This window comes from Helicobacter sp. 23-1044 (assembly GCF_053654695.1).
The window spans coordinates 50,085-73,320 of the sequence record NZ_JBSIUQ010000002.1; the positions used below are offsets into that span (position 1 = coordinate 50,085).

The 23,236-nt window shown below is 41.8% G+C and carries 25 protein-coding genes; 22 read left to right on the forward strand and 3 right to left on the reverse strand.

The window, feature by feature from the left end; all coding sequences use genetic code 11:
• Positions 1-30 precede the first annotated feature (30 nt).
• Both ACWIUD_RS02730 and ACWIUD_RS02735 read left to right on the forward strand, forming a co-directional pair.
• On the forward strand, positions 31-2,847 hold the full coding sequence (locus ACWIUD_RS02730; RefSeq protein ID WP_454146474.1) for a motility associated factor glycosyltransferase family protein: 2,817 nt from the start codon (positions 31-33) through the stop codon (positions 2,845-2,847).
• A gap of 1 nt (position 2,848) precedes the next feature.
• Positions 2,849-3,301 (forward strand): tRNA (cytidine(34)-2'-O)-methyltransferase, encoded by a 453-nt coding sequence (locus ACWIUD_RS02735; RefSeq protein WP_454146476.1) that lies wholly within the window; start codon positions 2,849-2,851, stop codon positions 3,299-3,301.
• On the opposite strand, the gene ACWIUD_RS02740 is transcribed toward ACWIUD_RS02735, so the two are convergent.
• Both ACWIUD_RS02740 and ACWIUD_RS02745 read right to left on the reverse strand, forming a co-directional pair.
• A complete protein-coding gene (locus ACWIUD_RS02740; RefSeq protein ID WP_454146478.1) occupies positions 3,258-3,425 on the reverse strand; it encodes a hypothetical protein in 168 nt (55 codons plus the stop codon). The two genes, ACWIUD_RS02735 and ACWIUD_RS02740, sit on opposite strands and share 44 nt — an antisense overlap.
• Entirely contained in the window at positions 3,382-4,251 is an 870-nt protein-coding gene (locus ACWIUD_RS02745; protein ID WP_454146480.1) for a hypothetical protein, read from the reverse strand. The genes ACWIUD_RS02740 and ACWIUD_RS02745 overlap by 44 nt, the downstream gene beginning before the upstream one ends.
• Positions 4,252-4,414: 163 nt before the next feature.
• On the opposite strand from ACWIUD_RS02745, the gene uppS reads away from it, so the two are divergent.
• From uppS to ACWIUD_RS02810, 13 genes are all read left to right on the forward strand, one after another.
• Positions 4,415-5,158, forward strand: coding sequence for a polyprenyl diphosphate synthase (gene uppS, locus ACWIUD_RS02750; RefSeq protein ID WP_454146839.1), 744 nt, complete (start codon positions 4,415-4,417; stop codon positions 5,156-5,158).
• A 24-nt stretch (positions 5,159-5,182) separates the two neighbouring features.
• The gene (locus ACWIUD_RS02755; protein ID WP_454146482.1) at positions 5,183-5,305 is read left to right on the forward strand and encodes a hypothetical protein; all 123 of its coding nucleotides are present in this window, start codon (positions 5,183-5,185) and stop codon (positions 5,303-5,305) included.
• 25 nt (positions 5,306-5,330) lie between these two features.
• Complete coding sequence (locus ACWIUD_RS02760; RefSeq protein WP_454135156.1) at positions 5,331-6,173, forward strand: ATP phosphoribosyltransferase regulatory subunit; 843 nt, start codon at positions 5,331-5,333, stop codon at positions 6,171-6,173.
• A 105-nt stretch (positions 6,174-6,278) separates the two neighbouring features.
• Entirely contained in the window at positions 6,279-8,405 is a 2,127-nt protein-coding gene (locus ACWIUD_RS02765) for a carbon starvation CstA family protein (RefSeq protein ID WP_454146484.1), read from the forward strand.
• 2 nt (positions 8,406-8,407) lie between these two features.
• Positions 8,408-8,620: a KCU-star family selenoprotein gene (gene kcuS / locus ACWIUD_RS02770; protein WP_454146841.1), complete on the forward strand. Its 213-nt coding sequence runs from the start codon at positions 8,408-8,410 to the stop codon at positions 8,618-8,620.
• Between the two features lie 249 nt (positions 8,621-8,869).
• On the forward strand, positions 8,870-11,080 hold the full coding sequence (locus ACWIUD_RS02775) for a hypothetical protein (protein ID WP_454146486.1): 2,211 nt from the start codon (positions 8,870-8,872) through the stop codon (positions 11,078-11,080).
• 190 nt (positions 11,081-11,270) lie between these two features.
• On the forward strand, positions 11,271-12,122 hold the full coding sequence (locus ACWIUD_RS02780; RefSeq protein ID WP_454146488.1) for a YihY family inner membrane protein: 852 nt from the start codon (positions 11,271-11,273) through the stop codon (positions 12,120-12,122).
• 15 nt (positions 12,123-12,137) lie between these two features.
• Positions 12,138-13,403 (forward strand): DNA recombination protein RmuC, encoded by a 1,266-nt coding sequence (locus ACWIUD_RS02785; RefSeq protein ID WP_454146490.1) that lies wholly within the window; start codon positions 12,138-12,140, stop codon positions 13,401-13,403.
• A 17-nt stretch (positions 13,404-13,420) separates the two neighbouring features.
• Positions 13,421-13,708, forward strand: coding sequence for a hypothetical protein (locus ACWIUD_RS02790; RefSeq protein ID WP_454146492.1), 288 nt, complete (start codon positions 13,421-13,423; stop codon positions 13,706-13,708).
• Positions 13,669-13,953: a thioredoxin family protein gene (locus tag ACWIUD_RS02795; RefSeq protein ID WP_454146494.1), complete on the forward strand. Its 285-nt coding sequence runs from the start codon at positions 13,669-13,671 to the stop codon at positions 13,951-13,953. The genes ACWIUD_RS02790 and ACWIUD_RS02795 overlap by 40 nt, the downstream gene beginning before the upstream one ends.
• The gene (locus tag ACWIUD_RS02800) at positions 13,950-14,348 is read left to right on the forward strand and encodes an META domain-containing protein (protein ID WP_454146496.1); all 399 of its coding nucleotides are present in this window, start codon (positions 13,950-13,952) and stop codon (positions 14,346-14,348) included. Before ACWIUD_RS02795 ends, ACWIUD_RS02800 begins: the two co-directional genes overlap by 4 nt.
• Before the next feature lie 11 nt (positions 14,349-14,359).
• A complete protein-coding gene (gene serB, locus ACWIUD_RS02805) occupies positions 14,360-14,980 on the forward strand; it encodes a phosphoserine phosphatase SerB (RefSeq protein ID WP_454146498.1) in 621 nt (206 codons plus the stop codon).
• 10 nt (positions 14,981-14,990) lie between these two features.
• Complete coding sequence (locus ACWIUD_RS02810; RefSeq protein ID WP_454146500.1) at positions 14,991-16,076, forward strand: transaldolase family protein; 1,086 nt, start codon at positions 14,991-14,993, stop codon at positions 16,074-16,076.
• 141 nt (positions 16,077-16,217) lie between these two features.
• Here the strand turns inward: ACWIUD_RS02810 and ACWIUD_RS02815 are convergent, their stop codons facing one another.
• Positions 16,218-17,447 (reverse strand): argininosuccinate synthase, encoded by a 1,230-nt coding sequence (locus tag ACWIUD_RS02815; RefSeq protein ID WP_454146502.1) that lies wholly within the window; start codon positions 17,445-17,447, stop codon positions 16,218-16,220.
• 103 nt (positions 17,448-17,550) lie between these two features.
• Here ACWIUD_RS02815 and ACWIUD_RS02820 point away from each other — a divergent pair, with 103 nt between their 5' ends.
• From ACWIUD_RS02820 to ACWIUD_RS02850, 7 genes are all read left to right on the forward strand, one after another.
• Complete coding sequence (locus ACWIUD_RS02820; RefSeq protein ID WP_454146504.1) at positions 17,551-18,516, forward strand: chemotaxis protein CheW; 966 nt, start codon at positions 17,551-17,553, stop codon at positions 18,514-18,516.
• Positions 18,509-18,646 carry a hypothetical protein gene (locus tag ACWIUD_RS02825; RefSeq protein ID WP_454146506.1) on the forward strand — a complete coding sequence of 46 codons (138 nt, stop codon included), beginning with the start codon at positions 18,509-18,511 and terminating at the stop codon, positions 18,644-18,646. Before ACWIUD_RS02820 ends, ACWIUD_RS02825 begins: the two co-directional genes overlap by 8 nt.
• Positions 18,647-18,664: 18 nt before the next feature.
• Positions 18,665-20,344: a hypothetical protein gene (locus ACWIUD_RS02830; protein WP_454146508.1), complete on the forward strand. Its 1,680-nt coding sequence runs from the start codon at positions 18,665-18,667 to the stop codon at positions 20,342-20,344.
• Positions 20,345-20,356: 12 nt separating this feature from the next.
• On the forward strand, positions 20,357-21,988 hold the full coding sequence (locus ACWIUD_RS02835) for an ABC-F family ATP-binding cassette domain-containing protein (RefSeq protein WP_454146510.1): 1,632 nt from the start codon (positions 20,357-20,359) through the stop codon (positions 21,986-21,988).
• Between the two features lie 111 nt (positions 21,989-22,099).
• Positions 22,100-22,351, forward strand: coding sequence for an AbrB/MazE/SpoVT family DNA-binding domain-containing protein (locus ACWIUD_RS02840; RefSeq protein WP_454146512.1), 252 nt, complete (start codon positions 22,100-22,102; stop codon positions 22,349-22,351).
• A complete protein-coding gene (locus ACWIUD_RS02845) occupies positions 22,352-22,663 on the forward strand; it encodes a type II toxin-antitoxin system PemK/MazF family toxin (RefSeq protein ID WP_454146514.1) in 312 nt (103 codons plus the stop codon).
• A gap of 44 nt (positions 22,664-22,707) precedes the next feature.
• Positions 22,708-23,232 carry an AmiS/UreI family transporter gene (locus tag ACWIUD_RS02850; protein ID WP_454146516.1) on the forward strand — a complete coding sequence of 175 codons (525 nt, stop codon included), beginning with the start codon at positions 22,708-22,710 and terminating at the stop codon, positions 23,230-23,232.
• Positions 23,233-23,236: the final 4 nt, after the last annotated feature.

Here is a 23,236-nt window from a genome sequence, read left to right on the forward strand (position 1 = left end):
GAATCCGCCTATAAAAGTGCGCAAATCATAATGCAAAATCGAATGCTAAAAAATATCGCATTTTTTAGCAACAACAAAATCGCAAAATCGCTTCAAAATGCTGTGAGTGGGCAAAATCGCAAATATCAACTCTATTTTACACAAGATGAAATAAACATAGTGGATTTGCAAAATCGCCGTTTTCTCTACCCCAAAGGCGCGTTTGTAAGTGTGGCGCAAAATATCGCCCAAACACCGCTAAACAACGATAAATGGCGCATTTATGCAAATAATTTGGGATTAAAAAAGTTGCAAAAAAATAGCGATGGGAATTATGGCGTGACGAATTTGAAAGCGACAGCAGAGGCGATAAATAAAATGGTGGATATTGCACACAATTCGTTCTCGGGTAATCATTCCGCAGATTTGGTGAATCGCCTTAAAGCGCACAGGACGCAAAGTCCGCTATCCTTGTGTCGATTCGCCAAAAACTACGAAAGCACTACTGCGATTCCTTCCGTTGTAGATTCTACGAATCTAAAATCGAAAATAAATCCGTCATTGCGAGAAAATGAGCGTAGCGAATTTTCGTGGCAATCTACAAAAAAAACAAATCCGTGCGATAGCACCGAATCTCGCCCGCTTCGTGGTGCAAAAAATCGGGAGCAAGGGTGCAGTAGTGCCACCCGCCGATTTTTTGCTAGAAGCGGAGAAAGCGAGGCACTCCCCCTAAAAGCGAAAAGCGGCAGCTTTTGGCGCGTAGGGGGAGCGGGGAGGGGGGTGCAGCCCTTTTTGCGAGAAAAAACAAACGAATCAAATAAACAAAATAACGAAACTATCGCAGAATCGCAGAATCTAAATAGAGATTCTTCGCTTCGTGCTTCGACTTCGCGCGAGAATGACAATTTTGTGGATGGTTGCTTCGCTTCGCTCGCAAAACAAGGCGAAGCCGAAGTTTCTTTATCCAATTCTGCGAATTGCCACGATTCTGCTTCGCAGAATCTCGCAATGACGGCAAAAATCGCAGATTCTGCGAATGAAATGAAAAACACAGAATCTAGCGCAATTTCGCAGAATCTCAATGTAGCATTTCATTTACAAAATACCCACCCCCTAGCCCCCTCCGCAAGGGAGGGGGAACAAAAGGCAGAATCTGCTCCCGCTTCGTCATTGCGAGATTCACGAAGTGAATCGAAGCAATCCAAAACAACCAGCGACAGCGCGGAAGTATCTTGTGATGGATTCGTGGGTTGTGCCGAAAAATTCGAGCGAGATAGAACTAATGGTTCATCGAGTGAGAATTTTTCAAACTCCCGCGAATACGCGCAAGAGACAATCGCGCAAAATGCCTACCACCTCCCTCCACTTTTTCTCCCCCAAACCAACATTTTCGGGCTTTGTGGCGGACTATTTTTGGATATTTTATTAGAAATGGGCTATTTTTTTCACTCGCTTTTGATTTATGAAGAGGAAGCCGAACTTTTCGCGTTGTCTTGCTATTTTGTGGATTATGAGTTGCTTTTTTCGCGCACTTCGCCCAAATCCTGCTATATTTTCATCGAAAACTTGCTAAATAAGGGACTTTTAAACCACTACTTTTATAGCAAAAAAATCACAAATAATTTTCTGCGATTAGAGCTATCACTGCTAAAAAGCCACAAAATAGAGGCGTTTAAGCAACTCACATTTGAGACATATCGTGCAAATGCGCGTGGCTGGGGGAGTTTTGAGGACGAAATGGTGGGACTAAAAAATGCCTTTATTAACGCCAAAAACGCGCCATTTTTGCGCCTAAATCACAAGCTAAAAACCCCCATTTGCGTGGTGGGGAGCGGTCCTAGCCTTGAATCAAATATCAATTTTATCCGCGCAAATCAAAATAAAATGCTGATTTTTAGCTGTGGCACGGCGTTAAAGGTGCTTAAAGCGCATAAGATTCGCATAGATTTTCAAATCGAAATTGAGCGCGTCCCCTATCTTGCGGAGGTTTTGCAAAGCTCAAATTTGGGCGACACAGCCACGCTTTGCGCTTCGCTTGTCAATCCAAAAGTGCTTGAATTATCGCACCATACGCTACTTTTTATGCGTGGCGGAAGCGCGGCAAGTTATATTTTTGATGAAATCGCCCCGCAAATCGCCACCCAAATCGCCCCGCTTGAATTTTGCGCTCCGTTTGTAGGAAACGCAGGATTTAGCCTAGCGTGCGCGATGAGCGATGAAATCATAATGTGCGGAATGGACTGCGGATTTGTGCGTGGCTTTGCCAAACACGCAAGCGGCTCAATCTACGGCGATGAACGCGCCGAAATCCCCGCTGATTGCTTCAAAGTGGAGGGAAATTGCAAGGATTTTGAAGTTTTTAGCAACGCGATTTTTTCTTTAAGCAAAGAGAGTTTTGCCCTTGCAATAGCGCATTACAAGCCAAAATTTGTGCATAATTTAAGCTTTGGGGCAAAAATCAAAGGCGCGGTTTTTGCGCCAAATCTTACCCTAAAATCTATCGCCAAAAGGGAAAAATTACCGCATTTTTTGATAAGCGAATCGCAGGTAGATTTGGCAAAGGCGGATTTGAAAAAAAGCGCGATTTTGTTTATAAATGAGCTTATAAACGCCCTAAATTGCGAGATTTCAACCAAAGAGCAATTATTTACATTTATCGATAAAATGAGTGAATTTTTGGCATACACAAGCCAAAATAATCCCAAAGTCGGCATTTTGTTTGAAGGCTCAATGTGCCATTTACTGCAAAGCGCGATGATTGCAATGCTATCAATCAAAAGCAACGACATAAAAACGCCATTTTGCGCGTGCAGGACGGCGATTTTAGGGGCGATAGCGGACTTTGAAACGCAAATAAAGGGATTATAAAGTGCTAAATATTGTTTTGCACGAGCCACGAATCCCGCACAATACGGGCAATATCGGGCGACTCTGCCTTGCGCTAAATGCGAGGCTTCATCTCATCTATCCGCTGGGATTTACCATCGATGACAAGCACCTAAAACGCGCTGGGTTAGATTATTTTGAAAAGATTTCGCTTGTAAAATGGGATAATTTGGAGGCGTTTTTGGGTGCGAATCCTATCGATTCAAGCCACTTTTTTTTAAGCACAAAGGCGAATCGTAGCTATTTTGAGGCGCGATTTGCGGGTGGGTGCTTTTTGCATTTCGGTAGGGAGGATAAGGGACTGCCTTTGGAGCTGATAAATGCGCATTTTGCGCAAACCTATAAAATCCCTATGCAAAATAACGCGCGAAGTTTGAATCTCTCAAATGCCGTTAGTATCGTGGCGTATGAAGTAGTGCGACAAAATATGCGCTAGATTCTGCGAAATTACAAAAATTCGCAGAATCTAATATTTTTTGTGGGAGATTCTGCGATTTAATCGCAGAATCTATACATTTAAAACAAATATGAATAGCGTGTCCAAAAATCAAGTGTGCCATAGTTTTTTAAAGTTGCGGCATTTGTTGCATTTAAAGTTTGTCCCGTAAAATATTGCGAATACTGCCCTAAAAATTCAATTCTATGATGAGTGCCTATCACCGAATGTAGCCCCCCTCTAAACGCAACACTAATTGTTTGATGATTTGTGTATCCACCACCGATACCAAAGAAAAACCCAAGTGTCTCTGTATAATTACGCCCCATATTTCCCTCTATGTAAAGGTCGATATTGCCTCGCCCACCATATTGATGCATTAAACCATATCCAAGAAATCTATAATCAAATTCACCATAGAAGCGAATTCCGCTATAATGATTAAATGCTTGCTGATATCCAAGAAATAAATCCGCACCACCACCAAATACTAGCGGTCCTTCAGGTGGTCCTTTAAATTTTTGTGGTATTAAATAAGGACTAGAATATCCAAGTCCCAACCCCATAAAAAATCCACTTCTTTGTCGCACGATACTAAATTGATAATCTTTATCCTGCTGTGCTTGTTTTTTTGCCCTTGCTTGCTTTCTCTTAATATCCGCCTCAGAATCTACCCAGCGCGTAATATCTGTATTATCCGCACTTTTATCATTCCTAATTGCGCTTTGTGAGGCGTCATACGCTTCATTATCCGCGATTTCATCGCCTTCATCGGCGTATTCTATCGCATCCGCGTCATCCGCGTATTCCACGCCTTCATCGCCTTCGTCCGCATATTCATCCACATACTCGACTTCATCCTCATACATAATCTCATCGCTCTCTTGTGCGACGCCCTGTGATGCGATTAAACTCAACCCTAGCAATATGCTTAACGCTACTTTACTCATTAAAATCTCCGTTTTGATTTAATTTAGGTAATATCGAAAATAAAGCGCGAAATTTTAACAAATAATGATAAATTTTGCATAATTTATATTTTTCGCTAAAATTTGCACTTTTTTACAAGGAAACATTTTGCAGCAAAATACATTAAATCATCTCGCAATTATAATGGATGGCAACGGCAGGTGGGCGAAAAATCGCACTTTACCACGCACGGATGGACACAAAATGGGCGCAAAAGTCATCCGCAAAATCACGCAGTGGTGCGCCAAAAATCACATAGATTTTCTCACGCTCTACGCGTTTTCTACGGAGAATTGGCAGCGTCCAAAGAGTGAAGTGAGTTTTTTGATGAAGTTGCTAGAAAAATATTTGAGGGATGAGGAAAAAACTTATATTGAAAATAATATCAAATTTAAGGCGATTGGCGATATTAGCGCGTTTTCGCCAAAACTGCGGGATTTGATAGCGCACCTTGAAGCAAAAACCGCGCAAAATACCGCGCTTACGCAAATTCTCGCGCTAAATTATGGCGCAAAAGATGAAATCGCAAGGGCGATAAAAAAAATATTAGATTCTGCAAATCGCACAAATTTCGCAGAATCTCCCACAAAATCGCAGAATCTAATCGCAGAATCTCCCCAAAATCCCGCATTTAGATTCTGCGATTTTACAAAAGAGCAAATTTTGCAAATCTTTGAATCTTCCCTTGACACCGCAAATATCCCGCCTGTGGATTTGCTAGTGCGCACGGGCGGGGAGATGCGCCTATCAAACTTTCTGCTTTATCAATGCGCCTATGCGGAGTTGTATTTTTCAAAAACGCTGTTTCCGGACTTTGAGACGGATGAGTTAAGCGAAATTGTGGATGATTTTAGAGTGCGAAATCGGCGATTTGGCGAGGTGAAATAGCGCAGAATCCGGCGCATTTTTATTTTGCGAGATTCTGCGATTTGCAAAATTGTGGTAATTTACGCGCTAGATTCTGCGAATTTACCAAAATCCACGCGAGATTCTGCGAAAATCGCAGAATCTGCTATAATTTCCGCATTAAAATAAAGCATTTAAATTAAAAGGATAGATTGTGATTTTAGGTTACGAAGTGCCGCAAGGTAGCACGATTCACTTTGGTAGTAGCGCGAAGTTAAAAAGGGAGATTGAAAAAATCGCCGTTGAGATTTTTTATGAAAATCATTTCGAGGAAATCTCCACGCCGAGTTTTAATTTCACAAACGATGAGCGCATTTTAGGTAAGCGAAAGATTATCCGCATAAGCACCGATGGGAATAAACAGATGATTTTGCGAAATGATAATACGATTGATGTCATTAAGATTTTGAACCGCCACCTGCGGAATTTGGGGCATAAAAAGTGGTTTTATATTCAGCCGGCATTTTCCTATCCAAGCACGCAAATTGAGCAAATTGGCGCGGAGTGCATTGGGCGGGGCGATGAGAATATCGCAAGTATGCTGTGCGTGGCGGTTAGCATTTTTGCAAGGTTAGATTTAAATCCCATTTTGCAAATCGCAAATATGAAAATTCCTCGCCTCTGCGCGGATGAAAGCGGGATGGATATTGAGATTTTTTCACAAATGCAAGTGCAAAAGATTGCAAAAAAACATAAATATTTGCGCGATTTGCTTTTCGTGCAGGATAAAACTTCGCTAATAAATTACACAAAAACCGCCCCTGCGTTTCTCCAAAGCGAACTGCAAAAATTGCTTGCTAGTGCGAGTTTCTGCGAGTATGAAAATATGATTTTTTCTCCGCTTTATTATCCAAAAATTGGTTATTATGATAATATTTTTTTTCGTGCATTTAGCGGAAATCGCGTGTTTTTGCGGGGCGGAAAATATGTGATTGATAAGATACATTCAAGCGGATTTGCGATTTATACTAATGAAATCGTGGAATTTATGCTGTGAGATTCTGCGTTTTTACAAAAAATTCGCAGAATCTTAATAATTTTATAAAAATACAAGCAAAATTGTGCTAAATTGCCTCGCATTTTTAAATCAAAAGGAGGAAATATGAATGCGATTGTGAAAAATATCGGCTGGGCGTTGCTCGCCGTGATTGCAGCGTGGTGCTTTGGCGTGCTTGCGTTGCATCAGGGCGAGAGCATAAGTGCCACTTGGCTTGTGGTGGCGGCGGTGTGCTTTTATATGATAGGCTATCGATTTTATAGCAAGTATATCGCAGAAAAGGTGTTAGAGCTAGATGATAATCGCGCCACACCTGCGATAGTCAAAAACGATGGGCGGGACTTTGTGCCGACAAATAAAATCGTGCTTTTTGGGCATCACTTCGCGGCGATTGCTGGGGCGGGACCGCTTGTAGGACCGATTTTGGCGGCGCAAATGGGATATTTGCCTAGTCTTATTTGGATTGTTGTGGGTGTCGTTTTAGCCGGCGCGGTGCACGATATGACGGTGCTATTTTGCTCGATGAGACGAAATGGCAAAAGTTTAGGCGAAATCATCAAATTAGAGCTTGGCAAGGGCGTAGGGAGCATTGCTATGATTGGCATTTTGGCGATTATGATGCTAATCATCGCCATCCTTGCGCTTGTGGTGGTAAATGCACTCGCTGAATCTCCGTGGGGACTTTTCACCATCGCTATGACTATCCCTATTGCGATTTTTATGGGCGTTTATATGCGATTTTTGCGACCGGGACGAGTTGGCGAAGCGAGTGTGATTGGCTTTGTGCTACTAATTCTCTCACTTTATTTTGGGCGCGATGTCGCGGCAAGTGAAACTTTGAGTGCGATTTTCACACTCTCGCCCGTTACGCTAACTTGGGTAATTATCATTTATGGATTTGTCGCGGCGATTTTGCCTGTGTGGTTTTTGCTTGCACCGCGCGATTATTTAAGCACATTCTTAAAAATCGGCGTGATTGTGCTAATGGCAGGTGGCATTTTGGTAGTCGCCCCTGATATTCAATTCAGCGCAACTACAAAATACATCGATGGCACGGGACCTGTGTTTAGCGGACAACTTTTCCCATTTTTGTTTATAACTATTGCGTGTGGGGCAATTAGCGGGTTTCACGCACTTGTATCAAGCGGGACTACGCCAAAAATGTTAGAAAAAGAGTCACACACTCGAATGGTGGGCTATGGCTCGATGATTATGGAGTCTGCGGTTGCTGTGATGGCACTTATTGCCGCTGTAATCTTAACTCCGGGCTTGTATTTCTCAGTGAATGTCGCACCGGCAGGGCTTGGCACGGCAGGTGTGAAAGATGCAGCCGAAGCAGCCGCGATTGCCGCACAAACGATAAGCTCTTGGGGCTTTACAATCACGCCAGAGGATATCATCGGCAAGGCGCAAGAGATTGGCGAAGCGTCCATTTTGAGTAAAACAGGCGGTGCGCCGACATTTGCGATTGGACTAGCGACTATTATCGCGCAAGTGCCTATTTTTAACGCCGGCTCAACTGCGTTTTGGTATCACTTTGCGATTTTGTTTGAAGCGTTATTCATCTTGACAGCGGTGGATGCGGGGACTCGCGCAGGACGCTTTATGGTGCAAGATGTGCTAGGCAATGTTTATAAACCCATCGGCAATATTCAATCGATGCCTTGGGGGATTGTGGCGACTTTGATTTGTGTCGCTGGGTGGGGATATATTCTCTATCAAGGCGTTACCGACCCGCAAGGTGGGATAAAATCGCTTTGGACACTCTTTGGCGTGTCAAATCAAATGCTCGCAGGTATCGCACTTCTAACGGTTATAACGATACTTTTCAAAATGGGTAAAGCAAAACAAGCGTGGGTTGCGATACTCCCTGCTGTGTGGGTGCTATTTAGCACATTGTATGCGGGTGTTTGCAAATTGCTACCTTCAAATGGCGAGAAAATCCACGATTCAGTCTCGCACATCGCGCAATGGCAAATAAACAGCACAAAAGCTGCCGAAGCACTCGCACAAGGGCTAACCGAGCAAGCGGACAAGTTTCAAACGATTGCTACAAACAACTTTATAAACGCATTTTTGTGCGCGTTATTTATGTTTGTAACCTGCCTTGTGCTGATTCAGTGTGTGCGAATCTGCCTAAAATGCGTGAAGGGCGAAAATGACATCCCACTAGCCGAAACAGACTATGTAAAAGCTAGCGATTACGAAGGTAAAATCGCAGCACACGGATGAAAATGGAGATAAAAGAGCTTATAGGGCGCATTTCGCGCCTTTATAGGCGTTCGGATAGATTTTTTCACCTACTAGTGGGGCTTCCTAGCTATGATAAATATATCGAGCATATGGAGAATCATCACCCAGATAGGACGCCAAAATCGCGCAAAGAGTTTTTTAAAGAGTGCATTGAGAAAAAATACGGCGCAGGTGGCGGCGGCAAGTGCTGTTGAGAGATTGCTAGATTCTGCGAAATTCGCGCGTTTTGAGTAGAAAACGCAGAATCTAAGCGCAATTTATCGCAGAATCTGCTCCCACTTCGTCATTGCGAGATTTGGCGAATGCCAAATCGTGGCAATCTAATCAAATTAAATCCGCAGAATCTAATTCGAAAAATTACCACAATCACAAAATCTGATGTGAAATCAATCTTTTTTGCTACAATTTCATCTTTTAAATTTCACAAATTAGGATTTTTGCAAATGAGACGCAACGAGAGAGAGAGAGAGAGAGAGAGAGAACGGCGCGGCGCGCTAAATAACGAAGATTCTGCGAAAAACGCAGAATCTAATTGCAAAAATAACGCAGATTCTGCAAATTGCACAAAAAACGCAGAATCTAATTGCAAAAATCCCGCAGATTCTGCGCTAGATTCTGCGAAAAATGCAAATTTTACACGAGATTCTGCGAATCAAACAAAAAACGCAGAATCTAATCCACAAAATCCCCAAAATACCGCAGATTCTGCAAATTTCGCAGAATCTCCCAAAAATCCCAAAAATCCCAAAAATCCTACAAATCCCAAATTCCCACGCAATGTAATTCGTGTTATTTTCCCATCGCACGGCGATTTGAGCGATAAAGACTACAAAACTTACCGCGATATTTCCATCTTTGCGATTTTAAATATTTGCTTTTTAGTCTGCGTTTTCTCGCCATTTGCGCTGTATGCAAGCGATGTGACGCAGTTTGACGCCACGCAGACGACCTCGACTTTATGCGCGCTAGCGGGATTTTTCATCCTCACAAGCGGCGCAATCATCTACGCCACGAGTTTTTTCTATAAAACAAGACTGCTGAAACTCGGCGTTTTTGCCTTTGTGGTGGTGTTTTTAATCAACTCATCTTATGCGTTTATTTTCCGTGGCAATATTTTCACAGGGCGACCTTACGCGCAAATCGATGGTTTATTATTCCAAGATGGCGGGGCGGGGATATCGAGCATTTGGGCGAAATACTTTGACATTGGATATGGATTTGCAATGATGTTTGTGGCGTTTTTACTGCTTTGCTTTTGCAGGCGATTTTTCAAAAAAGCACTGATTTTTTTATTTGCAACTATGCTAATTTCAAGCACAATCGATATCGCAAAAATTACCATCGACACGGGTAAAACCACACCAAAGCAACACACCAAAATCGCAGAATCTAGCGCATTTGAAATGCCAAGCGAGATTGCGCCACTTTTTAGTTTCTCAAAAGAGAAAAATATTCTAATCATTTTTAGCGATATGGTGCAAAGCGACAATTTCACGCAGATTTTAAAGGATGATAAAAATCTTTTTGATGAATTTAGCGGATTTACTTATTTTAGAAATACGCTCTCTGTGGCAAATATCACTTTTGGTTCGGCACCTGCGATAAGTGGCGGGATACATTACTCGCCGATGAATATAAATTCGCGTAATTTATCACATAATATTATCACTGAGGGGACGCGTGCGGTGGCAGATTCTGCGAATGAGTTTAGCAAGGCGGGATTTAAAGTCGCACTTGGGACGAGCTATCCAAGCAATGATGCGCTTTTAGCAAAAGCACTAAATAAAGATATTTTTATCTTTCCGCAAAATAAGCACCACATTTGGGGCGACTTCTACCGCGCAAACTTCCCGCCAAAGCACATTTCAAGTGATAGCAGACCCATTGGCGAGTTATTTTCCTATGGATTATTTCGCGCTGCGCCATATATTTTTCGCACACGCATTTATTTGCTTGGTGGGTGGATTTTTGGCAATTCTATTTATGCAAATCACTTGCGCCACACTACAAATCAAGCAGGATATTTTTTGGCATTTGCAAAGCATATCAAAGCAGATTCTGCGAAACCCACCTTTAAATTTTTATATGAAGGATTGGAGCATTTCCCGTGGATGCTTCGCGCGGATAATGACTGCAAACCAATCGATAGCATCGCGCAATACCGCAATAAACTCATAAATGATAAATCCGACCTTGCCTACTCAAATCACAAATGCTATGTGAAAAACTTGCTAACATTGCTAAATGCGCTAAAAACGCAGGGCATTTATGATAGCACGAAAATCATCATTGTAAGCGACCACGGAAATGGCGGACTTGGTGCGCCAATCATCGACTTTCCAATGCGAGCAGCAAGGAATTCGCATATATTTTTTATGGTGAAAGATTTTAATGCAAAGGGTCGCCTAAAAATCGATGATGAGACTTTCATCACAAATGCCGACACAATGGCGGTTGCGTGCGATGAGATAAACTCTGTGTGTCCAAATATCGCCCCAAGCGTGCTTAAAAATCCTATCAAAAATAGAGAGTTGATTTATACAATCGTAGATGGTGGCACAGGCAGGGAGCAGAATAATAAATATGACATAAATGTCGTATTTAAAGTCAAAAACAACATTTTTGATTTGAAAAATTGGGAGCAAATTAAGTAGATTCTGCGAAGCGTGTGAAAACAAATTTAGATTCTGCGAATCTAGCGAATTTTTTTAGATTCTGCGATTTTGGCGAAATAAAAGCGCAATAAAATCAAATTCAACGCAAAAACAAAATCAAAATAAAAATAATTTCGCAGAATCTATTTTAAACTCGCTATAATTTCAACTTTGACTTTTGGGGGTAAAAATGGCGAGATTCTGCGAATTTAAGGACTTAAAAGAGATTTTTAGCAAGGTAAAATCCCGCGCGATGGCACTGCTTAGCTTTTTCAACAATGTCGAAACTTACGCCGCGTCACTCTCGCTCTACACGCTTTCTGCCATCGTCCCTGTGATTATCATCATCCTATCAATTTTGCTCTCAATCCCGAACTTTCAATCCCAAATCGGCACGATAAAAGAGCTAATCATCTCAAATCTCTCCCCCACAAACACCGAAATAATCTCGCAGTATTTAGACCAATTTATGCAAAACTCGCAGTCGCTTGGGATGAGCGCATTTATCTACGCGCTCTTTGCCTCCGTGCTGTTTTTTCGCAATCTGGAAAATATCAGCGCGAAATTATTTGAGAGCAAAAAGCGCAGATTTTTTGACGCGCTAATCGTGTATTGGGCGTTGATGACGCTATTTCCCGTGGGGATTGGGGTGAGTTTATATTTTAGTTTAGAAGTGCAAAGTGCGATAAATAAAACGCAAATCGCCGAATTCATCGACTTCGCGGACATTTTGCCTTTCGCGCTAACTTGGGCATTATTTTTTATGCTATTTAAGATTTTGTCAAATAAACCACTGCCGTTTCTCTCGCTGCTCGCGTCATCTTTAATCACTATGATTGTGTGGAGTGTGCTGAAATGGGCGTTTGTGTATTATGTGTTTTACAATAAAGCGTATAGCACGATTTATGGTTCGTTTTCGATTTTGATGTTTTTTATTTTGTGGATTTACTGCTCGTGGATTGTGGTGCTGTATGGAATGCGCCTAACGCAGGGATTTGTGAGTAATTTTGGTGGCAAAAAAGATGAGAGTATGCTAATTTAAATTTGGGAGGCAAAAATGATTTATGTGGCGATTTTGGGAGTGATTTTTGGCGTAGGTGGCGTGATTTTGGCGGTATTTTTGAGTTTATCAAAAAAGCAAATTATGGAGAAAAATAAATTTTTAGATTCTGCAAATAGGGCAAATGAAGCGCGCATTATTGATTTGGAAAACGCACTTGATAATTTAAATGAAGAAATGCGAAAAATAAGCGATGAGCGCGCCTCTCTTCGCACGGCATTAGATTATGAAAAGGAAATCCGCGCAAAAGAAAAAGAATTTTTCGACACACTAAAAGAGCAGAGCAAAAGCGAGTTTAAGGCACTCTCGCAGGATATTTTAAGTAAAAATTTAGAAAGCGGAGCGCAGAATCAAAAAGAGCAACTAAACTCGCTTCTAAAACCCCTGCAAACGCAAATTGACAACTTCAAACAGCAAATTAGCGAAATTCACAATGATGACATAAAAGAGCGAAGCAATCTAATGGCAGAAATACGGCATTTGAAGGATTTAAACATTCGCATTTCCGCGGACGCCGATAATTTAAGCAAGGCATTAAAGGGAAACAATAAGACGCTTGGCGATTGGGGTGAGATGATTTTGGAAAATCTACTTGCGGATTCTGGACTTGTGAAAGGGCGGGATTACAATCTCCAAGAGACGCAGAAAAACGATGAAGGCAATGTCGTGCGCCCGGATGTGATTATAAATCTACCGAATAATAAAAAAGTCATAATCGACTCAAAGGCGAATATTAAGGATTATGAGCGGTTTGTAAGCGGCGATTCTGCGAATAATAATGATTTATTGGCACATATTATGTCGCTAAAAACGCACATAAAAGAACTCAGCAAAAAGAGTTATGAAAGCGCGATAGATGGCGGAAACTTGGACTTTGTGCTGATGTTTATCCCCATCGAAGGGGCGTTTTTGGAGGCGGTGCGATATGATAATGAATTATTTTTATACGCGTATCAAAAAAATATCATTTTAGTTAGTCCTACCACGCTTCTTGCGACACTGCGGACGATTGCAAACATTTGGCGAAATGAAAGGCAGTATAATAATGTCGCTGAGATTTTAAGCACGGCAAGCTCGCTGTATGATAAATTTAGCGGATTTTATAGCAGTATGGAAAGCGTGGGAGATAACCTAAAAAAGGCGGATGAAGCATTTCAAAAATCGCTAAATCAGCTAAAAGATGGCAAAGGTTCGATTTACAGCAAGGTGCAGAAGTTAGAGGAATTAGGCGTGAAATATAAGGCAAAATTAGCGGAAAATTAGGGGAGATTCTGCGAAATGTGCGAGATTCTGCGGACGCTAAATCGTGGCAATTTACGCCCACGCCGTCATTGCGAGAAAATGTGACTTTGTTAAAGTCGCATTTTCGTGGCAATCTATTATTTTTAAATTGTGGATTGCCACGAAGTCGCCCAAGTGCGACTTCTCGCAATGACGAACCAAATTCGCAGAATCTAGCGTTAAATTTTTTCTTAACATTTATTTGCTACACTTCGCCGATAAATTCAACCAAAAAAAGGACAGCACGATGGAAAACTTTCAAAATGAGATTAAAGATGGATTTGTGATTGCGGACTTTTATGCGCCGTGGTGCGGAGACTGCGTCCGCATTGCGCCGATTTTAGCGGAGTTAGAGAGCCAATACAAAGTGATAAAAATAAATATCGATGAGCACGAAGCATTCGCCCAAAACTTTGAAATCCGCAGAATCCCCACTTTGATATTCTTCAAAAACGGCGTAGAGGTGGGAAATAGACTAGTTGAACCCAAATCAAAAAAAGAAATTTTAGATGAAATCGAAAAATTGAAATGACAAAAAATATTTTTATTGCGATAATTTTGAGTGCCGTTTTTATCGCGTGTGCTAGGCAAAATATCGCCCTGCCAAACGCGAAATACAATATCACCGCCATTTCGCTAAATGATATATTGTTAGAGTCGCCAAAGGACGCGCATTTCAGCGTGAAAGATAGTGAGATTTTTGGCAAGGCGGGGTGCAATAATTATTTTACTTCGTTTGCTTGGGTGGATGAAAATATTATCGAAATTAGCGCAAATGGCGGTTCTACGCGGATGATGTGCGCTCAGGCGGAGATGGAGTTTGAGCGGATATTCTTGCAAAATTTGGCAGGGAAGTTTAATGTCGCAAATGTGAAAAACGCCATAATCCTTGATAATGGGCACTTTACAATCACTTTGCAACGATAGAGTTTTGCGCGATGAAACTTGCCGTTTTTGACTTTGACTCAACACTTATGGATGGCGAGACGATTGATGAGCTAGCAAAGGCGCACGGCGTGAGTGAAAAAGTCGCTAAAATCACGCATTTAGCGATGGATGGCAAGTTAGATTTTTATGAGAGTTTAAAAAAACGCGTGGCATTTTTGCGCGGTATGAGTGAGCAAAAAGCACGAGCGGTGTGCGAAAATCTGCCCTTAATGAATGGTGCGGTGGAGACTATTGCTTTGCTAAAAGAGCGCGGGTATAAAATCGTATGTTTTAGCGGTGGATTTTCCCTTGCGACAGCGCATTTTAGGGAGATTCTGCGAATTGATGCGGAGTTTAGCAATATTTTGCACGCAAAAGATGGCGTTTTAAGCGGTGAAGTGGGCGGAGAGATGATGTTTGGCACTTCAAAAGGGCGAATGCTTTGCAAGGTGCAAAATTTGCTTGGCATTTCGCCTGAAAATACCCTTGCGGTGGGCGATGGCGCAAATGATATTGCGATGTTTCAATACGCAAGGCAAAAAGTCGCCTTTTGCGCCAAAGACGCGCTAAAAAGGGAGGCAAATATCATCATTTCGCGCAAGGATTTAAGAGAGATTCTGCGATATGTTTAAGGGAGGCAAGATGGATAATTTTAGTTTGTGGTGCGACTTTGTGGAGCGAGAATTTTTGCAAAATGAGTTTCGAGCGATGATAGGGCGGGGCGAGATTTGCGGGGCGACAAGCAATCCTGCGATTTTTGCAAATGCGATTTTAAATAGTGTGGCATATAAAAGCGCGATTGAAAAACTGCGTAGTGATGGGCATAGCGCGAAGCAAATCTATGAAAATCTCGCATTTAGCGATATAAAAAGTGCGGCAACTAGTCTTTTGCCCCTGTGGGAGCGAAATTACAATGATGGATTTATCAGCATTGAGATTGACCCGATGCTCTGTGATGATGCAGCGCAAAGTATCGATGAGGGGCGGCGCATTTTTGAGTGCATAAATATGCCAAATGTGATGATAAAAGTCCCCGCCACACGCGCTGGATTTGAGGTGATGAGTGCGCTTTATAAAGATAAAATCAACATTAACGCAACGCTAATTTTCTCGCAAAATCAAGTGCAAAGTTGCTTGGACGCGCTTGGGAGCGACTTTGTGGGTGATGAGTATGCGCCAAAGGCGGTGATTAGCGTGTTTGTCTCGCGCTTTGATAGATTTGTAGATTCTGCGAAAAGTGCTGAATCTAGCGCGAAATCCGCCGAATCGCCCACCATTTGTCATTCTGAGCGAAGCGAAGAATCTCAAAAATCCGCTGAATCTAGCGCGAAATCCGCCGAATCGCCCCTAGATTCTGCGAATGTAGATTCAGCAAATGTAGATTCAGCCCCCAAACTTGGCATTTATAACGCGATGAAGTGCTATGAGAAAATTGAGCGATTTGGTAGTCCTCACATTCGCACGCTCTTTGCCTCCACAGGCGTGAAAGGCGATGCGCTTTTTGCGTCCTACTATGTGGCAAACTTGCTTTTGCCCCGCTCCATAAACACCGCGCCACTGCCGACAATTCAGGATTTTGTAAAGCAAAAGTGCGATTTTGTGAAAGTGCCTAGCGATGTGGATGAAGTTTTGGGGCATTTTAGCGTGGAGGCAATCGCGCAAAATCTGCTAAATGACGGATTAAGCGCATTTCAAAATGAGTTTGAGAAAATGCTAAAAAGCATTTAGATTCTGCGAAAAATATATTAGATTCTGCGTTTTTCATAAAATCGCAGAATCTAACGCAGAATCTTCGCAAAATCACACGAAATTCGCAGAATCTTTGGCAGATTCTGCAAATTTCGCAGAATCTCCCACCGATTTTCCGCCTTATTTCTCTTTATTTCGCAATTTTGCCTTTCCTGCGATGATGAATCGTAAGGCGTTTAGTTTGACAAATCCTTGCGCGTCTTTTTGATTATACACGCTGTCTTCCTCAAATGTGCTGTATGCGACATTGAAAAGCGAATTTTTGGATTCGCGCCCTAGCACGATGACATTGCCTTTGTAGAGTTCTAAGCGGACGATTCCGCTGACATTGCGCTGTGTTTTGTCGATTAGTGCTTGAAGTGCCTCCCTCTCGGGGCTAAACCAATATCCATTATAAATCAAACTCGCATATTGTGGCATTATGCTATCTTTCAAATGCGCTTCTTCTCTATCAAGCGTTAGCGATTCGATTGCGCGGTGGGCTTTTAGGTAGATTGTCCCGCCGGGCGTTTCATAGCAACCGCGCGATTTCATTCCCACATAGCGATTTTCTACCAAATCCAATCGCCCGATGCCGTGCTTTGCGCCTAATTTGTTTAGCGTGTCCCAAAATTTCGCGGGGCTTAATTTTTTGCCGTTGATTGCCACGCCATCGCCGCCTCTAAATTCGATAGTGATGATTTCGCTTTTATTTGGGGCTTTTTTAGGATTTACGCTCCATCGCCACATAGATTCTTCGGGCGCAACGCTAGGATTTTCAAGTCCCAATCCCTCATAGCTGATATGAAGTAAATTTGCGTCCATCGAATAGGGCGATTTATTTCTTTGCTTTTCGATTTTAATGCCTGAATCTTGCGCGTATTTTAACAATTTCTCACGGCTATTTAAATCCCACTCTCTCCACGGGACGATGACTTTTATATTTGGATTTAGCGCGTAAGCCCCTAACTCAAATCGCACTTGGTCATTGCCCTTGCCTGTCGCGCCGTGTGCGATTGCATCGGCTTTGGTTTTGTTTGCGATTTCTACCAAATGCTTTGTGATTAAGGGACGCGCAATGCTTGTGCCTAGCAGGTATTCGCCCTCATATACGGCATTTGCGCGAAACATAGGGAAAACAAAATCAGCGATAAATTCTTCGCGTAAATCTTTTATGAAAATATTGTCTTTTTTGATGCCAAGTGAGAGTGCCTTTGCCCGTGCGGGTTGTATTTCTTCGCCCTGCCCGATGTCTGCGGTAAAAGTGATTACTTCGCAACCATAATTATCCCCAAGCCATTTCAAAATCACGCTTGTATCAAGTCCGCCACTATAAGCCAAAACGACTTTTTTAATGCTTTTTTTTGCCATTTTTCTAACTCCAAAATATAAATTTAAAAAAGCAGAATTTTAGCATTTTTATGTAAAAATGCGAGTATAATTTCGTTTTATAGATTCTGCGAAAGGGTGAAAAATGATAGAAAATTTAGCAAAGATTGACCAAATCACAAGTTTGCATAAGAATAACGAATTGCAACTTTTGTGCTTCAAGCTCGATAAGGACGGCGATTTGTATGCGACAAATGTCTTTAAGATTCGCGAGGTGATTAAATATGAAGGCGAAATCACAAAGATTAGCTATGATAAATGCTCCCTTTTGGAGGGGCTTATCACCATTCGCAATCTTACCATTCCGCTTGTGGATTTGAAAAAGTGGTTTTATTATGATGTGCATAACAAGGGCAAGGATTTATCCGCGCGAATCGTGCATAATGACAATCTAAATGGCGATATTGTGATGATTTGCGAGTTTTCGCGATGGACGATTGGCGTGCGAATCTATGAGGCAGATAGGATTTTGAATAAAAAATGGACAGAGATTGAGCAAAATAGCGGGATTGTCGGCAGCTCAAATAATAATAAACTTGTCGGGCGGACGCGGTATTTTGATGGGAGCTTGGTGCAAATCGTGGATATCGAAAAGATGCTTGTTGATGTGTTCCCTTGGATTGATGAAGAAAAAGAGGCAGAATTAAAGCGAGTGAAAAAAGTGCAAACGGATAAAGTCGTCCTAATCGCCGATGATAGCCCTGTGGTGCTAAAAACTATGCAGCTGATTTTGGATAAGCTTGGCATCGCGCATAATGACTTTATAAACGGCAAAACCTTGTTAGATTACCTATTTAGCGATGATTGCGAGTTATCAAAGATTGGTATGATAATTACGGATTTGGAGATGCCAGAGACTTCGGGATTTGAGGTTATAAAGCAGGTTAAGACAAATCAAAAAACCGCGCATATCCCTGTGGTGGTGAATTCATCGATGAGTGGCAGTAGCAACGAAGAGATGGCGATTTCGCTAAATGCAAATGAATTTATCTCAAAGTCAAATCCGCTAGAAATCGAAGCGTGTATGCACAAATATTTGATTGATGCGTGAGATTTGGCGCGGGAGATTCGCAGAATCTAGCAAATTTTGGCAGAATCTAGCGTGGATTTTTGCGATTTTTTATGTGAATCGCAGAATCTTTGGGCGATTTTCGCACATTTGGGCGAATCGCAGAATCTAAACTAAAAAAAGAGCAAAAATGCAAAAAAATTTTTTTATAAAATATAGCAGTGTTTGGCTGTGCGTGGTTAGTGTGGCGGTATTTTTTGCGTTTTTTGATAAAAGCAAAATTAGCGCGAATATTTTAGATTTATTCCCCAAAGTCGAGCAAAGAGAGCTAATTGACATTCATTTGGAGCTCGCTTCGCAAAACTCGCTTTTGGTTGCATTGCCTGAATCTAAAAGCGATTCAAAAGATTCTGCAATTTTAACCAAACTTAAATCCATCGATAAAATCACCCAAATCACGCATTTAAAAGATAATATTTACAATATCAATTTCACAAAAGATACAAGCACGGCGGACTTTTATGATGAGTTTAAAGCCGCTACAAAAGACATTAAGGGGTTTCGCTACTTTTCAAGCGATATCTTGCGAATCGAAAATGACAGCGGGATTTTTAGCGATATTAGCGTCATTACCGCGAGTTCAGTGGTGTTTTTAATTCTTTTGTATCTCTTTATCTTGCGAATCCCATTTTTATCGCTAAATACGCTACTTACCATTGCTTCGGCAAATCTGCTTGGCATTACGGCACTCACGCAAATCTATGAAAATGTCAATATTATGGCATTAGAATTTGGCGTGGCAATCGGCAATTTGGCAATCGATTATATGCTTCATCATCACTTTTTTAGGCACTATATGCACAAATTTGCGTTTAATAAATCCGTGTTTTATGGTTTTATCACAAGTTTTATTGGGTTTTTTATCTGCCTTTTTATCCCATTTCCGCTACTAGCGCAACTCTCACTTTATGCGATGATTTGTCTGCTAGTCTCATATCTTAGCTTTGGGCTACTTTATCAATTTATCGGGTTTAAAAAGCCCATTTTTTATCGCAAGATTCGCCGTTTTCGCCGCCCAAAAGTTAGTAGCAAAATCATAGCGATTTTATCGGTGGTGGCTTTGGCTGTGAGTGCTTTTAATATGGAATTGGATTATGATTTGGAGCGATTGGATTACCAAAATAAGGCGCGTTTGGCGGATAAAGATTATTTTAAAAATGCGCTTGGGGAGAGCAATGAAATCTTAATAATTAGCGATTCGCGCGAATCTCTGCCACAAAAAGCAATGCAAGTCGCACAAAAGGCGCAAATAAAAAGCGACATTCGCAATTTGGCAGTTGTGGAGCATAATGGCAAATTTTACAGCGCGATTAGCGTGGAGGGCGTGGATTCGCTTCAAAATTTGGACTTTGTAGAAACTCGCTCCATTGAAACGCTAAGCAACGAAATCACAAGCGGGATTTACAAACCTATGCTTTTGATTTTGGCTATCGTCATTTCATCGATGATTGCAATCGTGCTTTTAATCACGCGCTCACTCACAAGTCTAGTGTATATCATCGCGCCATTAGCGGCGATTTTTGTGTATTTTTTAGACATAAAGGTAAATATTATGCACCTTTTTTCGCTTCTAATCGTAGTGGTTTCATCAATCGACTATGGCATTTATGTGAAAAATGAAGGCGAAAATATCAAAACGCTTCACGCCATAATTTTCTCCGCGCTTACGACAATCGCGGGATTTGGCTTTTTGTCTTTTAGCAAGATTTTGGCACTGCAAAGCTTTGGCATTACCATAATAATCGGGCTTGGCGTGATTTTGCTACTTTTGCTATTTCAAAGACGCAAGGCTTTTATTAAATCAAATTAAAAGGATTCAACAATGCTTCAAATGATAAATCTCTCAATGCGCTACCCCACCAAAAAACTCTTTGAAAATGTGAATCTTAGCTTAGATTCAGGCAAACGCTACGGGCTTATCGGTGCAAATGGCGCGGGAAAATCCACGCTATTAAAGATTCTCTCAGGCGAGGACGAAGCCACAAGTGGCGAAGTGGTAATCGCCCCAAATGCAAGATTAGGTGTGCTTAAACAAGACCAATACGCCTATGAAAATCTAAGCCTAAAAGATGCCGTGCTTATAGGCAACAAACGCCTCTATGACGCAATCAAACGCAAAGAGTGGCTCTATGAAAATGGCGATTTAAGCGATGAAAAAGTCAATAATGAATTAGGCGATTTAGAAATGATTTGCGCGGAGGAAGACCCTACTTATGAATGCGAAGTGGTGATTGAGCGGATTTTGGAGGATTTGGGATTCCCCGCTAAAAGCCATCAAAACCTTATGAGTAGCCGGACAGGCGGGGATAAATTTAAGATTTTGCTTGCCCAAGTGCTATTCCCAAAGCCTGAAATCTTATTGCTTGATGAGCCCACAAACAACCTTGATTTGCCATCAATCGCGTGGCTAGAAAACAACTTAAAGCATTATGAGGGCGTGATAGTGGTGATTAGCCACGATAGGCATTTTTTAAATTCTATCTGCACGCATATTTTGGATATGGATTTTGGCTCTGTGCGCGAGTTTAGCGGGAATTATGATGATTGGTATATCGCTAGCACACTTATCGCCAAACAGCAAGAAGCCGAGCGCAACAAAAAGCTAAAAGAAAAAGAGGAATTAGAGAACTTTATCGCACGATTTAGCGCAAATGCAAGCAAGGCAAAGCAAGCTACTTCGCGCCAAAAGCAATTAGAAAAGCTTGATATTTCCGCGCTTAAAGTTAGCTCACGGCGCGACCCTAGCATTGTGTTTAAGCCAAATCGCACCATCGGCAATGAAGCCCTAGAATGCGAGGGAATCAGCAAATCTTATGGCGATAAAAAGGTGCTAGAAAATGTGAGCCTAAAAATCCTGCCAAATGATAAAATCGCGCTAATCGGTCCAAATGGCGTGGGCAAAAGCACTTTATTGCAAATCCTTGTCGAAGTTTTACAGCCTGATTGCGGCAATGTGAAATGGGGCGCGACTACTCATCGAGGCTATTTCCCACAAAATGTAAGCGAAGAGATTAAGGGCGAAGAAACGCTATTTGAGTGGCTTCGGGCGTTTGATAAACGCAAAGAAGCAGGTGAGATTCGCAATGCACTGGGCAGAATGCTTTTCTCAGGTGAGGAGCAAGAAAAGCAGGTAAATCGCCTAAGCGGTGGCGAAAAACACCGAATGGTGCTAAGTCGGCTAATGCTAGAGGGCGGGAATTTTTTAGTCCTTGATGAGCCCACAAATCACTTGGATTTGGAGTCTATCATCGCGCTTGGCGAGGCGTTGTATAAATTTAGCGGGAATGTGATTTGCGTAAGCCACGATAGAGAGCTGATTGACGCGTATGCAAACCGCATAATCGAGCTAGTTCCGCAGTTTGAAAAAAACGATAAAAATGGCGCGAATCTCCCCGCCAAAATCATCGACTTTCGCGGAACTTATGAGGAATATTTGGAGAGTAAGGGAGAGTAGGGGGAAATCTATGCTAAAAAGCGGACGCCACAGATGAAAAATAGGCAAATTTGACATTAACTATATTTCATTTTATAATAATAAAATAATTATTTTTTGAAGGTGCAAATTATGACAAAATTAGTAAAAATAGGCTCTTCTTATGGGATTGTTATACCAAAGGTTTTTATCGACAAAGCACATTTGCGAGACACGGATATTGACTTAAAGTTGCAAAACAATGGACTTTTGCTAACACCAAATAAAAAATATCGTTCAAATTGGGATAGCGAATCGCTACGCAAAAAGGCACGATTAGATGAGAATTGCGCGAAATTGCAAGATGAATTTTTGGAGCAGGATTTAAGAGATTGGGAATGGTAAATGAAGCAATTTGAGATTTTTTGGGTGGATTTAAACCCTGTGAGAGGCAGAGAAATTGCCAAAAGGCGTCCTTGTGTGATTATCTCGCCAAATGAGCTAAATTATCTGCAAACGCGCCTAATTGCGCCCATCACTTCAAAGGGTTTTAGTGCGCCTTTTAGAGTGGATTTTACGCTGGATGGCAAAAATGCTAGGATTTTGTGCGACCAGATTCGCTGTGTGAGTGTGGATAGATTTTTAGATAAGATTTGCGATTTAGAGCCAAAGATTCAAGTAAAATTAAAATCAATTTTGGCAGAAATGTTTGCGTGAAATTCAAAAATGCGCTACAAAAAGCGCAAAATCAAGGATTATAAATGTTAGGTTTGGTGTTGCTTTATGTTGGATTGGTGTTGATAAATAACGGGCTTGGCGGGATTCTGCGCTTTGATAGAAAAGCACTTGCCTTTTTAAATATCGTAGTTGGCGTAATTTCGGTGTTTTGCAATTTTGTATTTGTGGCGTTGCTAATCGCCGATGATTCGCAGAATCTCGCCTTTTTCGCCCCCGCAATCGCGCTACTTTTTGGCATCACATATTTATTCAACGCCTGCAACAACCTTTTTGCGTGGGATTTGCGCCCCTATGGGTATTTCTCGCTGTTTGTGAGTGTGAATGCGATTTTGGCTGGGGTGCTTGACTTTGTGGGATATTTTGGCAGTGCAAACGCCTTTGGTGCGATGATTTGGTGGGCGTGGGCGGTGCTTTGGTTTGCGGGATTTGTAGAGTGCGCACTTGGCAAAAGTTTAGGCAAATTCTCCGCATATCTCGCGCTAGTTGAAGGCATAATCACGGGGTGGCTCGCTGGGATTTTGATTTTGCTGGGCGTGTGGAGCTGGTAGATTT